This is a genomic window from Sphingomicrobium nitratireducens, assembly GCF_026157035.1.
GTDB classification, from domain to species: domain Bacteria; phylum Pseudomonadota; class Alphaproteobacteria; order Sphingomonadales; family Sphingomonadaceae; genus Sphingomicrobium; species Sphingomicrobium nitratireducens.
In genome coordinates, this window is record NZ_JANJZA010000001.1 from 814,838 (window position 1) to 827,704 (window position 12,867).

Here is a 12,867-nt window from a genome sequence, read left to right on the forward strand (position 1 = left end):
CACCGCCCTTCCTCCCCCGTGGCTCTCGCCTGCGGTTATTCGTTTCAGGCCGCCGCTTCGTCGGCCTTCTTGTCGCCTTCCTGGTCGCGCAGCACGTAGCCGCGGCCCCAGACGGTCTCGATATAATTCTCGCCGCCGCAGGCCAGCGACAATTTCTTGCGCAGCTTGCAGATGAAGACGTCGATGATCTTGAGTTCCGGCTCGTCCATTCCGCCATAGAGGTGGTTGAGGAACATTTCCTTGGTCAGCGTCGTGCCCTTGCGAAGCGAGAGCAGCTCGAGCATCGCATATTCCTTGCCGGTGAGGTGGACGCGGTTGCCGTCCACTTCGACCGTCTTGGCGTCGAGGTTCACCGCCAGCTTGCCGGTGCGGATGACCGACTGCGAGTGACCCTTCGAACGGCGCACGATGGCGTGGATGCGGGCGACCAGCTCGTCGCGGTGGAACGGCTTGGTGACGTAATCGTCGGCACCGAAGCCCAGCGCCCGGACCTTCGAATCCATCTCGCCGATGCCCGACAGGATCAGGACCGGCGTCTGCACCTTGGCGGTGCGGAGCTTCTTGAGGACGTCGTAGCCGTGCATGTCCGGCAGGTTGAGGTCCAGAAGGATGATATCGTAGTCGTAGAGCTTACCGAGATCGAGGCCTTCTTCGCCAAGGTCGGTCGTGTAGACGTTGAAACCTTCCGTCGAGAGCATCAGGTCGATGCTCTTGGCGATGGTGGCTTCGTCTTCGATCAGCAAAACGCGCATAGTTCTATCCCCCGATTAGTCCGTCGCGGTCATTCAACTTTCAAAAAGTTTCACGGCCTTAACGACGTCTAAGCGTCCATTAACCATGCCATTCCTGAAGGGAAAAGGTTAACAAGCAGTGAAAGGCGCGAAAAAGTTAATTTGCGCCATCGCCGTGACTTTTCGGACTCACTTTAGGTGAAGCCTTGTGAACGGGCGCTGAGCGTGCAAGGGCGCGGCCCGACTTATGAATCTGGAATCGCGCATCCTTTTCGTCGACGGCGAGGTGATCGTCCTCGACAAGCCCGCCGGTCTCCCGGTCGACACGCCGCGCCGCGGCGGCCCGTCGATCGAGGCACGGATCGAGGAGCTGTGCCTTAACTACAAGCAGGCGCCGACCCCGATGCACCGGCTCGACCAGGACACGTCGGGCTGCCTCTTGTTCGCGCGCCACCAGCCCGCGCGCCGCTGGTTCCAGCAGCAGTTCGAAGGGCACGCGGTCGAGAAGACCTATCTCGCGGTGCTCGGCGGCGAGGTCGAGGGCGAGGAAGGGCTGATCGACCTGCCGCTCGGCAAGGTGTCGAGCGCCGCGGCCGGCTGGCGCATGACGCACGATGCCAAGGGCAAGGAGGCGCGTACGCGCTGGCGCAAGGTCGCGAGCCGCGATGGGAAGACGCTGGTCGAGTTCGTCCCCGAGACGGGGCGCACCCACCAGATCCGCGTACACGCGCGCGAGGGGCTGGGCGCGGGGATCGTCGGCGACCGCGTCTACGGCTTTCCGGGCGGCGACATGCTGCTCCACGCGTGGAAGCTCGCTGTCCCGCGCAAGAAGGGGCCGATCCTCTCGGTCACCGCGCCGCTTCCCGAGAGCTTCGCCGACTGGGCGGACGATGTCGCCTGACGAAGTCGTCATTCCCGAGGACGCGCTCGAGGAGAGTTTCCTCGCCGCGACCGGGCCGGGCGGGCAGAACGTCAACAAGAATGCGACCGCCTGCCAGCTGCGCGTGACGCTGGCAGCGCTGGGGCTCGCCCCGCGCGTCCTCAACCGGTTGCGGCACATCGCGGGCAGCCGCGTGACCAAGGACCGCAAGGAACTGATCCTCACCGCGCGCACGCATCGCAGCCGCGAGGCCAATCGCGAGGAAGCGCGCGCCCGGCTTGCGCAGATGATCGCCAAGGCCCATTTCGAGCCCAAGACACGCAAGAAGACGAGGCCGAGCCGCTCGGCGAAGGCGAAGCGCACCGACGCCAAGGTCAAGCGCGGGGCGGTCAAGAAGATGCGCGGGAAGGTGGACTACTGATGTACGATTTCCGGATCGATCCGAGCGACAAGCCCGCGATGTACGAGGAACTGCTCGCCGCGCTCGACGCGCTGGTGACGGGCGAGCCCGACGCGGTCGCCAACATGGCCAATGCCTCAGCGCTGGTCTGGGAGACGCTCCCGGGGCTCAATTGGGCGGGCTTTTATCGCAACGTCGACGAGGAACTGGTGCTGGGGCCGTTCCAGGGCCGCGCGGCCTGCATCCGCATTCCCTTCGGCAAGGGCGTGTGCGGCGCGGCGGCCGAGACGATGGAGACGCAGCGCGTCGCCGACGTTCACGCCTTTCCCGGCCATATCGCGTGCGACGCCGCCTCGCGCAGCGAGCTGGTGGTGCCGATCGTCAAGGACGGGAAGCTTGTCGCGGTGCTCGACCTCGACAGCCCCGATCCGGATCGTTTCGACGCGGAAGACCAGGCCGGATGCGAAGCGCTCTGCCGGCGACTGGCAGACGCGCTCTAGGCGTCCGCGCGCCCCTCGCGCATCAGGCGCGAGGCGAGCGAAAGCACCCACTGGCCGATCATCTGCAGCCCCGTCATGACGAGGCTGGCGACCAGTACGATCATCAGGCCCGCGGGCAAGGCCGCGAAGCCATGGAGATACCGGCCGTTCCAGTTGACGGTGTCGGCGCCCCCAAAGGCCGCGATGACCATCATCGCCACCAAAAGGCCGAGGCCCGCCACCATGGCCGCGAACGCGCGGCGAAATCCGATCCTGTCCTGCAAATCCATCCTCCCCCGATGGTCTAGCTCAATGATTCGATGGTTTCCTCGTCCATCCCGCCCGGCACCAGCAATACGGGGCAGGGCAGGTCGCCCGCGCCCTCGCCGGTGAAGTGGGTGACGATCGGCCCGGGATTTTCGCCCGGCGCCGCGCCGAGGACCAGCGCGACGATGTCGTTTCGCTCGGCAAGAACCTCGCGGATGACCGGGATCGGCTCGCCCTGGCGCACGGTCAGTTCGGGTTCGATCCCCGTTTCCTCGACCAGTTGCCCGATGAAGGAAGCGATGAGCGCTTCCAGCCGGTGGCGCTCCTCCTCCTCCATCGCGGCCTGGACCCCGCCGAAGGGCGCGAATTCGGCCGGTTCGACCACCGCCAGCACCTCGACCTTGCGGTCGGTCTTGGCGGCACGGCGCGCGGCGAATTTCAGCGCGACCTTGGCCTCCGGCTTGTCCTTCATGATGACGAGATAGGATTGCTGCATAGGCGGTGTGCGCCGTTCCCCCGAAAAGACGCCAAGGACGCTGCGTCAAAACATTTCAAAGTGCAAGAATCGGCGTCTTCCGCCCGCCGCCCCCTTGACCCCGCCCGTCGCTTTGGGCTTGGGGGGTGCGACCAGACAAAAGGGATTTTTCATGGCCACCGAACTCAAGATGCCAGCCCTCTCGCCGACGATGGAGGAAGGCACGCTCGCCAAATGGCTGGTCAAGGAAGGCGACGAGGTGTCCTCAGGCGACATCCTCGCCGAGATCGAGACCGACAAGGCGACGATGGAGTTCGAAGCGGTCGACGAGGGCACCGTCCTCAAGATCCTGGTCGAGGAAGGCACCGACAACGTGAAGGTCGGCACCGTGATCGCGATGATCGGCGAGGAAGGCGAAAAGGCCGACGCGCCCGCCAAGGCCGCGCCCGCCGCCAAGGAGGCCAAGAAGCCCGAACCCGCGCCGCCCGCCAAGGGTGGCGGCGAGACCCCGGCGCCCAAGGCCGACCCCGCGCCGCCCGCGCCCAAGAAGGATGGCGAGCGCGTGAAGGCGAGCCCGCTTGCGCGTCGCCTCGCCGAGGCGCAGGGCATCGATCTCACCGGCATCACCGGCAGCGGGCCGGGCGGGCGCATCGTGCGCGCCGACCTCGGCAAGGGTGCCGGCGGTGCAGCCGCCGCGCCGACCAAGACGGCCAGCGCGCCGACCCCGCAGGCCGCGAGCGTCGATCCGGGCGACATCCCGCACAGCGTCGAGAAGCTCTCGAACATGCGCAAGACGATCGCGCGCCGCCTGACGGAATCGAAGCAGCAGGTCCCGCACATCTACCTCACGGTGGATATCCAGCTCGACAAGCTGCTGAAGCTGCGCAGCGAGATGAACGCCGGGCTCGAGGCGCGCGGGATCAAGCTGTCTGTCAACGACATGCTGATCAAGGCGCTCGGCGTCGCGCTGATGGAAGTGCCCGAGTGCAACGTCAGCTTCGGCGACGGCGAGCTGATCAAGTACGAACGCGCCGACATCTCGGTCGCGGTCAGCATCCCCAACGGGCTGATCACGCCGATCGTCGCGGGCGCCAACGACAAGGCGCTGTCGAAAATCTCGACCGAGATGGGCGATCTCGCTGCCAGAGCTAAGGAAGGCAAGCTGCAGCCGCATGAATATCAGGGCGGCACGGCCTCGCTCAGCAACATGGGCATGTTTGGGATCAAGCAGTTCGAGGCGGTTATCAACCCGCCCCAAGGCATGATCATGGCGATCGGCGCGGGCGAGAAGCGCCCCTACGTGATCGACGACAGCTTGCAGATCGCGACCGTCATGTCTGCCACCGGCAGCTTCGACCACCGCGCCATCGACGGCGCGGACGGCGCGCGTCTGATGCAGGCGTTCAAGCGTCTGGTCGAGAACCCGCTGGGGATGGTGGCTTAGTTTGTCTGAAGCTCCCGAGCGGCTTCGGTTTGCCCGCGAGCGAGCAGGCTTCGGATCCGCAAAAGACGCGGCGGAAGCTTTAGGCGTACCTGTCGCTACGTATATCCAGCATGAAAACGGCACACGTGGTTTCCCCGTCGAAGCAGCTAAGAAGTATGCGGAGGCGTTCGGCGTTTCAGCCGAGGAGCTCGTTTTCGGAACGGCCGGATTGGCTGTCCCTCTCATCCGCGTGACCGCGATGCCGTCGGATACCAATCCTTATGGCGGGATCTTCGGTGGGTGGCTGATGAGCCAGATGGCGCTGGCGGCGGGGTCGCTGGCGTCGCGGCACAGCAAGGGCAAGGCGGTGGTCGTGGCCGCGACCGACCTCCAGTTTCCGGGCGCGATGGAGGTGGGCGACGAACTCAGCGTCTACGCAACGCTCGAGCGCGAAGGCACGACCTCGATGACCATCCGCGCCACCGCAAAAGGGCGCGAGCGCGACGGGGATCGCGAGTTCGATGTCGCCAGCGGCACCTTCACCTTCGTCGCCACGACGGCCGACAACGAGAAGCGCCCGGTCCGCGCCTAAACCTCTTCTTTACCCGCTTCCGCGACACTGACGGCGACCGGAAGGAGAGGAATCCCCATGAAATGGACTAGCGCGCTGATGCTCGGCGCGATCCTCGCCTTCGTCCTGCCGCTCGCCTTCGGCGGAACCGGCGGCGTGTGGCGGCACAGCTGGGCGGGGTACGGGACGATCGCGCCGTTCGATCGCTCGCCGGGCCTGCTCTTCTCGATCCCGCTTTTCATTGGCACCTCGATCGCGGCGCGCATGTTCTTCAACTGGCATCGCAGCTGACCCTTGGCTTGGCGCGCATAGGCAGGTAGGCGGCTCGCAGACTTTCGAACAGGAGCGAGCCAGTGGCGAACAGTTACGATCTCATCGTGTTGGGCAGCGGGCCGGGCGGCTACGTCGCGGCGATCCGCGCGAGCCAGCTGGGATTGAAGACCGCGATCGTCGAGCGCGAGAATCTGGGCGGGATCTGTTTGAACTGGGGGTGCATCCCGACCAAGGCGCTGCTGCGCTCGGGCGAGATATTGCACCACATGAAGCATGCAGAGAAGTTCGGGCTGAAGGCGACGGGCGTCGGCATGGACTTGGACAAGGTCGTGGCGCGCAGCCGCGGGGTCGCCAAGCAGCTGAACCAGGGCGTCACACACCTGATGAAGAAGAACAAGATCGACGTGCACATGGGCACCGGCCACATCGACGCGGCCGGCAAGATGACCGTGACGGGCGCCGACGGGAAGAAGAGCCAGCTGAGCGCCAAGCACATCATCGTCGCGACCGGTGCGCGGGCCCGCGACTTGCCCTTCGCCAAGACCGACGGGGACAAGATTTGGACCTATCGCCACGCGATGACCCCGAAGGAAATGCCCAAGGACCTGCTGGTGATCGGGTCCGGCGCGATCGGGATCGAGTTCGCGAGCTTCTACAACGACATGGGCGCCAAGGTGACCGTGGTCGAGATGCTCGACCGGATCGTGCCGGTCGAGGACAAGGATATTTCCGCCGAGCTCGAGAAAAGCCTCAAGAAGCAGGGGATCGAGATCCTCAGCGGGGCGGGGGTCGAGACCCTTGCCGCGACCAAGACCGGCGTCACCGCCAAGATCAAGGACGTCAAGGGCAAGGTCGAGGAGCGCAAGTTCAGCCACTGCATCGTCGCGATCGGGATCGTGCCGAACACGGAAGAAATCGGGCTGGAGAAATTGGGCGTGAAGACGACCAAGGGGCATATCGACACCGACGCGATGTGCCGCACCAACGTGAAGGGCATTTCGGCGATCGGCGACGTGACCGCGCCGCCCTGGCTCGCGCACAAGGCGAGCCACGAGGGCATCATCGCGGTCGAGGCGATCGCCAAGGAGATGGGCAACAAGGACGTCCATCCGCACGCGATGGACCCCAAGAACATCCCGGGCTGCACCTACTGCCACCCGCAGGTGGCGTCCGTGGGCCTGACCGAAGAAAAGGCCAAGGAGGCCGGGCACAAGGTCAAGGTCGGCAAGTTCCCCTTCATCGGCAACGGCAAGGCGATCGCGCTGGGCGAGACCGAAGGCTTCATCAAGACCGTGTTCGACGCCGAGACGGGCGAGCTTCTGGGCGCGCACATGATCGGGGCGGAAGTCACCGAGCTGATCCAGGGCTATACCGTCGGCAAGCAGGGCGAACTGGTCGAGCAGGACTTCATCAACACCGTCTTCCCGCACCCCACGCTAAGCGAGATGATGCACGAGAGCGTGCTCAGCGCGTTCGGACGGGTGCTGCACATCTGATCCGGTAACCGGAATTTCAGCTTTTTGGCCCAGCTTTTAGGGCCATGAAGCTCAACGCGCGCAAATTCGCGACCTCGGTCATCGCGCTGCTCATCGTCTGGTGGCTCTACGGGCTGGCCAGCGATGGCGAGACCGTGCTCGCCGGCGGGTTCGGGGCAAGCGTGGCGATGGTCGGTTTCATGTTCCGCCGCGCGATCTTTGGGGTGGTCCATCGCCACGTCGAGTCGGTCGTCGACGGCCAGGCGCAGCGACTGTTCAGTGCGGCGCACGACGAGCCGGAGGCCTTCGACGCCGACGAGGCCTTCGCGCGCTACATGGCCAACCGCAAGGACGAGGTGCCCGCCGAACCCGCGGCGCCCGCGATGGGACAGGCACGTGCGCGTCCCGCTTTCGGACGCAAGCGCGTCTAGAGGGCGGTCGCGCGCTCCTTCACGAAATCGATCACCGCCTGTCGCACGTCGGTCATGTCGTGGTCGGTGCGCTCGTCAACCAGCATCGAGGCGCCGTGGACGCCGTTCTCGACCACCATCGTCTTCGCACCCGCGCGCTCGAAGGCCGCAAGCTGCTCGGCGACCCGCGGGATTTCCGTTTCGCTTGTAGGTCGAAGTACGAAACCGCGAGGTGCGGCCGCCATGTGCGCCGATGGATCGCATCCGGCCAGTGGTTCGCCGCTTGCGGGCGACAGCGCGATGAAACCGGCGACCGTGTCGGGATGGACGTCGGCGGCGCGAACTGCGAGGGCGGCCGAATAGCTCGAGCCAAGCACGAACACGGGAAGCCCGTCCTCCGCAGCGCGCGCGATGGCAGCGTCGACGTCGGGAATGGCATCGCAATAGCCCGTCGCCTCCTGGTCGAACGCGGCCGCGGTGCGGTTGTTGCCGCCGAACAGGTCGCCGCCGCTCCTCAGGTCGGGAACGAGAAGGTTGAACCCCGCGGCGGCGAACGTGTCGACGAGCGGTGCATATTCGGCGCCGCCACTGCTCCCCGCCTGGTGGAGGAGGACGAGCGTCGCGACCGGGTCGGCGGTGGCGGGGTGGTAGTCGGCGACGATCTTGAACCCGTCGAGCGTGTCCAGCGACAGCGCCTGCGGGGCGAGGGGCTCGGCGACAGCGGCGGGCGCCCGGTCGTCGGTTTCGGGAAGCTTTTCCGGCGGCGAACCGCACGCCGAAAGGGCGAGCGCGAAAGCGACGATGGACGCGGCGGCGGACGAACGGGTCATGGCAGGGTCTCCCGGTTCTCGATCGGGGGGAGTGTGAAGCCGCGGAGCGCTCGATCCAATCCTTTTCTGCCAGCGGGGGCGCGAAGGCCTCGTCTCGACCTGCACCCCGTTGACCTAACGGGCGAATCCCCCTAAGGGGCCGCTCGTCCGCGACGCGCGCCGGGATTTGTCCCGCGTGCACGAGGACAAGAGCTGAACATTGCTCCAGGGCAACAGCGGGACCGCCGTCCCCGATCACGGGGTGGCGCTTCCGCCATTTCGCTTTGGACAAAGTAACCGCCGGGGTGTCCCGGCCGCAAGAAAGGTGAAGGCTTCATGCCGACGATCAACCAGCTGGTCCGCAAGGGCCGTACCAAGCAGGTGACCAAGTCGAAGGTCCCTGCGATGGAGCAGAACCCGCAGAAGCGCGGCGTCTGCACGCGCGTCTACACGACCACCCCGAAGAAGCCGAACTCAGCGCTTCGCAAGGTCGCCAAGGTGCGTCTGACCAACCAGCGCGAGGTCATCTCGTACATTCCGGGCGAAGGCCACAACCTCCAGGAGCACAGCGTCGTGCTGATCCGCGGCGGCCGTGTGCGCGACCTTCCGGGCGTGCGCTACCACGTGCTTCGCGGCGTGCTCGACACCCAGGGTGTCAAGGACCGCCGCCAGAGCCGTTCGAAGTACGGCGCCAAGCGTCCCAAGTAACTGGATCGTCGGTCAGCGCCGCCCGATGAGGCTGGCGCGCCGCTCTTGATAAGGAATTTCCTATGTCCCGTCGTCGTCGCCCTGAAAAGCGCGTCATCCTTCCCGATCCCAAGTTCGGGGATGTCGTCCTGTCGAAGTTCATGAACAACATCATGCTCGACGGTAAGAAGTCGGCTGCTGAAAAGATCGTCTACGGTGCCCTCGACAATGTCGAAGCGCGCCTCAAGAAGGATCCGCTCGGTGTGTTCCACGAAGCCCTCAACAACGTGAAGCCGGGGATCGAAGTCCGCAGCCGCCGCGTTGGTGGTGCGACCTACCAGGTTCCGGTCGAAGTTCGTCCGGAGCGCGCGCAGGCGCTGGCCATTCGCTGGCTCATCACCGCCGCGCGTGCGCGTGCCGAGAAGACCATGGCCGCCCGCCTTTCGGGCGAGCTGATGGACGCGTCGCAGAACCGCGGCAACGCCGTCAAGAAGCGCGAAGATACGCACCGCATGGCGGAAGCGAACCGCGCCTTCTCGCACTACCGCTGGTAACCGACCTCAAATTGTAACCCGGGCCCGCCACATCGGCGGGCCGACGGGGAAGTGGAGACTGAAAACATGGCCCGCAGCCATCCTATCGAGCGCTATCGCAATATCGGCATCATGGCGCACATCGACGCCGGCAAGACCACGACGACCGAGCGCATCCTTTACTACACCGGCAAGTCCTACAAGATCGGCGAAGTCCACGACGGCGCCGCTACCATGGACTGGATGGAGCAGGAGCAGGAGCGCGGCATCACCATCACGTCGGCGGCCACGACCACCTTCTGGACGGTCAAGGATGGCGAGACCGAGGGTGAAGAGCACCGCATCAACATCATCGACACGCCGGGCCACGTCGACTTCACCATCGAAGTCGAGCGTTCGTTGCGCGTGCTCGACGGCGCGGTCGCGGTGTTCGACGGCGTGGCGGGCGTCGAGCCCCAGTCGGAAACGGTGTGGCGCCAGGCGGACAAGTACAAGGTCCCGCGGATGTGCTTCATCAACAAGCTCGATCGCACCGGCGCGGACTTCTACTACTGCGTCAACTCGATCGTCGATCGCCTCGGCGCGACCCCGCTGGTCCTGACCCTGCCGATCGGTGCGGAAGACCAGCTCAAGGGCGTCGTCGACCTCGTCTACAACCGCGCGATCGTCTGGAAGGACGAGAGCCTGGGCGCCGAGTTCGTCTACGAGGAAATCCCCGCGGACATGGCCGAAAAGGCCGCCGAATATCGCGAGAAGCTGATCGAGACTGCCGTCGAGCAGGACGATGACGCGATGATGGCGTACCTCGAGGGCGAGATGCCCGATGTCGCGACCCTCAAGGCGCTGATCCGCAAGGGCACGCTGGGCCGCGCCTTCGTGCCGGTCGTGTGCGGCTCGGCGTTCAAGAACAAGGGCGTCCAGCCCCTGCTCGACGCCGTCGTCGAATACATGCCCTCGCCGGTCGACGTGCCCGCAATCGAAGGTGTTATCCCCGACACCGACAAGACCGACACGCGTCCCAGCTCGGACGAGGCGCCCTTCTCGGCGCTTGCGTTCAAGATCATGAACGACCCGTTCGTCGGCTCGCTCACCTTCGCGCGCATCTATTCGGGCAAGCTCGCCAAGGGCTCGGTCCTGAACACGGTGAAGGACAAGAAGGAAAAGATCGGCCGCATGCTGCTGATGCACTCGAACAACCGCGAGGACATCGAGGAAGCGTATGCCGGCGACATCGTCGCGATCGCGGGTCTCAAGGACACCACCACCGGCGACACGCTGTGCGCGCCGAACGCGCCGATCATCCTCGAGCGCATGGAGTTCCCGGACCCCGTCATCGAGCTGTCGGTGGAACCCAAAACCAAGGCCGACCAGGAGAAGATGGGCGTCGCGCTCAACCGCCTGGCCGCCGAGGATCCCAGCTTCCGCGTTTCGACCGACCATGAATCGGGCCAGACCATCATCAAGGGCATGGGCGAGCTTCACCTCGACATCATCGTCGATCGCATGAAGCGCGAGTTCAAGGTCGACGCCAATGTCGGCGCCCCGCAGGTGGCCTATCGCGAGTCGCTCGCGAAGCCGGTCGAGCTGACCTACACCCACAAGAAGCAGTCGGGTGGTTCGGGCCAGTTCGGTGAGGTCAAGGTCGCCCTCAAGCCGGGCGAGCGCGGCCAGGGCATCAACTTCTTCGACGAAGTGAAGGGCGGCAATATTCCCAAGGAATATATCCCCGCTGTCGAGAAGGGCATGCGCGAGACCGCCGAGACGGGTTCGTTGATCGGCTTCCCGATCATCGACTTCGACATCACCCTGCTCGACGGCAAGTATCACGACGTCGACTCGTCGGCGCTCGCCTTCGAGATCACCGGCCGTGCCGCGATGCGCGAAGCCGCGCAGCGCGCGGGCATCAAGCTGCTCGAACCGGTGATGAAGGTTGAAGTCGTGACCCCCGAGGACTATCTCGGCGACGTGATCGGCGACCTCAACAGCCGCCGTGGCCAGATCCAGGGTACCGACAGCCGCGGTAACGCGCAGGTCGTCGAGGCCATGGTGCCGCTGGCCAACATGTTCGGTTACATCAACGAGCTGCGCAGCTTCACCTCGGGCCGTGCCCAGTACAGCATGCAGTTCTCGCACTACGACGAAGTGCCGCAGAATGTTGCCGACGAATTGAAGGCAAAGCTGGCGTAAGCCGAAAATTGGCGTTATGGGCGCGCGTCGATAGGGCGCCGCCCTTTCCTGAAGAAGAAAAAAGAGGCGTATAATGGCGAAGGCAAAATTTGAGCGGAACAAGCCGCACGTGAACATCGGCACCATCGGTCACGTCGACCATGGTAAGACGTCGCTGACGGCGGCGATCACCAAGACCCTGGCGGAAACCGGCGGCGCGACCGCGGTTGACTTCGCTAACATCGACAAGGCGCCGGAAGAGCGCGAGCGCGGTATCACGATCTCGACGGCGCACGTCGAGTACGAGACCGAGAAGCGTCACTACGCGCACGTCGATTGCCCGGGCCACGCCGACTACGTGAAGAACATGATCACCGGTGCCGCCCAGATGGACGGCGCGATCCTCGTCGTGTCGGCCGCCGACGGCCCGATGCCGCAGACCAAGGAGCACATCCTGCTCGCCAAGCAGGTCGGCGTTCCCACGATGGTCGTGTTCCTCAACAAGGTCGACCAGGTCGACGATCCCGAACTGCTCGAGCTCGTCGAACTCGAAATCCGCGAAGAACTCTCGAAGCGCGACTTCGACGGCGACAACATTCCGATCATCGCGGGTTCGGCGCTGGCCGCCCTCGAGGATTCGAACCGTGAAATCGGCCAGGAAGCCATCATGAAGCTGATGGCGGCGGTCGACGAGTGGATCCCCGAGCCGGATCGTCCGCTCGACAAGCCGTTCCTCATGCCGATCGAAGACGTGTTCTCGATCTCGGGCCGCGGCACCGTTGTGACCGGTCGTATCGAGACCGGCATCGTCAACGTGGGCGACGAAGTCGAGATCGTCGGCATCAAGGACACCCAGAAGACCACAGTCACGGGCGTCGAGATGTTCCGCAAGCTGCTCGACCAGGGCATGGCCGGCGACAACGTCGGTGCGCTGATCCGCGGCATCGGTCGTGACGAAGTCGAGCGTGGCCAGGTTCTGGCCAAGCCGGGTTCGATCACCCCGCACACCGACTTCAAGGCCGAAGTCTACGTGCTCTCGAAGGACGAAGGTGGCCGTCACACGCCGTTCTTCGCCAACTACCGTCCGCAGTTCTACTTCCGCACGACCGACGTGACGGGCGAGATCGAACTGCCGGCCGGCACCGAGATGGTCATGCCGGGCGACAATGTGAACATTGGTGTCAAGCTCATCGCGCCGATCGCGATGGACCAGGGTCTGCGCTTCGCCATCCGTGAAGGCGGTCGTACCGTCGGCGCGGGGGTTGTCGCCGAGATCACGAAGTAATAT

General features: G+C 65.0%; 16 protein-coding genes and 1 pseudogene. 13 read left to right on the plus strand and 4 right to left on the minus strand.

Features of this window, described 5'->3' with window-relative positions:
* Positions 1–44 precede the first annotated feature (44 nt).
* A complete protein-coding gene (gene ctrA, locus NNY25_RS04060) occupies positions 45–752 on the minus strand; it encodes a response regulator transcription factor CtrA (RefSeq protein WP_265570071.1) in 708 nt (235 codons plus the stop codon).
* A gap of 226 nt (positions 753–978) precedes the next feature.
* On the opposite strand from ctrA, the gene NNY25_RS04065 reads away from it, so the two are divergent.
* The 3 genes from NNY25_RS04065 to NNY25_RS04075 are packed head-to-tail and all read left to right on the plus strand — an operon-like array spanning position 979 to position 2,511.
* Positions 979–1,632, plus strand: a complete 654-nt coding sequence (locus tag NNY25_RS04065; protein ID WP_265570072.1) for an RluA family pseudouridine synthase — start codon at positions 979–981, stop codon at positions 1,630–1,632.
* Entirely contained in the window at positions 1,622–2,032 is a 411-nt protein-coding gene (gene arfB / locus NNY25_RS04070; RefSeq protein ID WP_265570073.1) for an alternative ribosome rescue aminoacyl-tRNA hydrolase ArfB, read from the plus strand. Before NNY25_RS04065 ends, arfB begins: the two co-directional genes overlap by 11 nt.
* Positions 2,032–2,511: a GAF domain-containing protein gene (locus NNY25_RS04075; protein ID WP_265570074.1), complete on the plus strand. Its 480-nt coding sequence runs from the start codon at positions 2,032–2,034 to the stop codon at positions 2,509–2,511. The genes arfB and NNY25_RS04075 overlap by 1 nt, the downstream gene beginning before the upstream one ends.
* On the opposite strand, the gene NNY25_RS04080 is transcribed toward NNY25_RS04075, so the two are convergent.
* Complete coding sequence (locus tag NNY25_RS04080; protein ID WP_265570075.1) at positions 2,508–2,780, minus strand: hypothetical protein; 273 nt, start codon at positions 2,778–2,780, stop codon at positions 2,508–2,510. The genes NNY25_RS04075 and NNY25_RS04080 overlap by 4 nt on opposite strands.
* Before the next feature lie 14 nt (positions 2,781–2,794).
* On the minus strand, positions 2,795–3,253 hold the full coding sequence (locus NNY25_RS04085) for a universal stress protein (protein ID WP_265570076.1): 459 nt from the start codon (positions 3,251–3,253) through the stop codon (positions 2,795–2,797).
* A gap of 151 nt (positions 3,254–3,404) precedes the next feature.
* Between NNY25_RS04085 and NNY25_RS04090 the strand changes: the two genes are divergently transcribed.
* The 6 genes and pseudogenes from NNY25_RS04090 (at position 3,405) to NNY25_RS04110 (ending at position 7,405) form a co-directional block, all read left to right on the plus strand.
* On the plus strand, positions 3,405–4,676 hold the full coding sequence (locus tag NNY25_RS04090) for a pyruvate dehydrogenase complex dihydrolipoamide acetyltransferase (protein ID WP_265570077.1): 1,272 nt from the start codon (positions 3,405–3,407) through the stop codon (positions 4,674–4,676).
* Between the two features lies 1 nt (position 4,677).
* Positions 4,678–4,854 (plus strand): annotated as a pseudogene (locus NNY25_RS11635) (helix-turn-helix domain-containing protein); the annotation flags it as partial.
* Between the two features lie 60 nt (positions 4,855–4,914).
* Positions 4,915–5,247, plus strand: a complete 333-nt coding sequence (locus NNY25_RS04095; RefSeq protein WP_265571467.1) for an acyl-CoA thioesterase — start codon at positions 4,915–4,917, stop codon at positions 5,245–5,247.
* Between the two features lie 57 nt (positions 5,248–5,304).
* Positions 5,305–5,517 (plus strand): hypothetical protein, encoded by a 213-nt coding sequence (locus tag NNY25_RS04100; protein WP_265570078.1) that lies wholly within the window; start codon positions 5,305–5,307, stop codon positions 5,515–5,517.
* A gap of 62 nt (positions 5,518–5,579) precedes the next feature.
* Positions 5,580–6,995, plus strand: a complete 1,416-nt coding sequence (lpdA, locus tag NNY25_RS04105) for a dihydrolipoyl dehydrogenase (protein WP_265570079.1) — start codon at positions 5,580–5,582, stop codon at positions 6,993–6,995.
* Between the two features lie 44 nt (positions 6,996–7,039).
* Entirely contained in the window at positions 7,040–7,405 is a 366-nt protein-coding gene (locus NNY25_RS04110; protein ID WP_265570080.1) for a hypothetical protein, read from the plus strand.
* Here NNY25_RS04110 and NNY25_RS04115 read toward each other — a convergent pair.
* Positions 7,402–8,214, minus strand: a complete 813-nt coding sequence (locus tag NNY25_RS04115) for an alpha/beta hydrolase (protein ID WP_265570081.1) — start codon at positions 8,212–8,214, stop codon at positions 7,402–7,404. The genes NNY25_RS04110 and NNY25_RS04115 overlap by 4 nt on opposite strands.
* A gap of 315 nt (positions 8,215–8,529) precedes the next feature.
* On the opposite strand from NNY25_RS04115, the gene rpsL reads away from it, so the two are divergent.
* The 4 genes from rpsL to tuf all read left to right on the plus strand — a co-directional run bounded on the left by rpsL (position 8,530) and on the right by tuf (position 12,864).
* The gene (rpsL, locus tag NNY25_RS04120; protein WP_265570082.1) at positions 8,530–8,901 is read left to right on the plus strand and encodes a 30S ribosomal protein S12; all 372 of its coding nucleotides are present in this window, start codon (positions 8,530–8,532) and stop codon (positions 8,899–8,901) included.
* 62 nt (positions 8,902–8,963) lie between these two features.
* Entirely contained in the window at positions 8,964–9,434 is a 471-nt protein-coding gene (rpsG, locus tag NNY25_RS04125; protein WP_265570083.1) for a 30S ribosomal protein S7, read from the plus strand.
* A 66-nt stretch (positions 9,435–9,500) separates the two neighbouring features.
* Complete coding sequence (fusA, locus tag NNY25_RS04130; RefSeq protein ID WP_265570084.1) at positions 9,501–11,600, plus strand: elongation factor G; 2,100 nt, start codon at positions 9,501–9,503, stop codon at positions 11,598–11,600.
* Between the two features lie 73 nt (positions 11,601–11,673).
* Positions 11,674–12,864, plus strand: a complete 1,191-nt coding sequence (gene tuf / locus NNY25_RS04135; protein WP_265570085.1) for an elongation factor Tu — start codon at positions 11,674–11,676, stop codon at positions 12,862–12,864.
* The last annotated feature ends 3 nt before the right edge of the window (positions 12,865–12,867 follow it).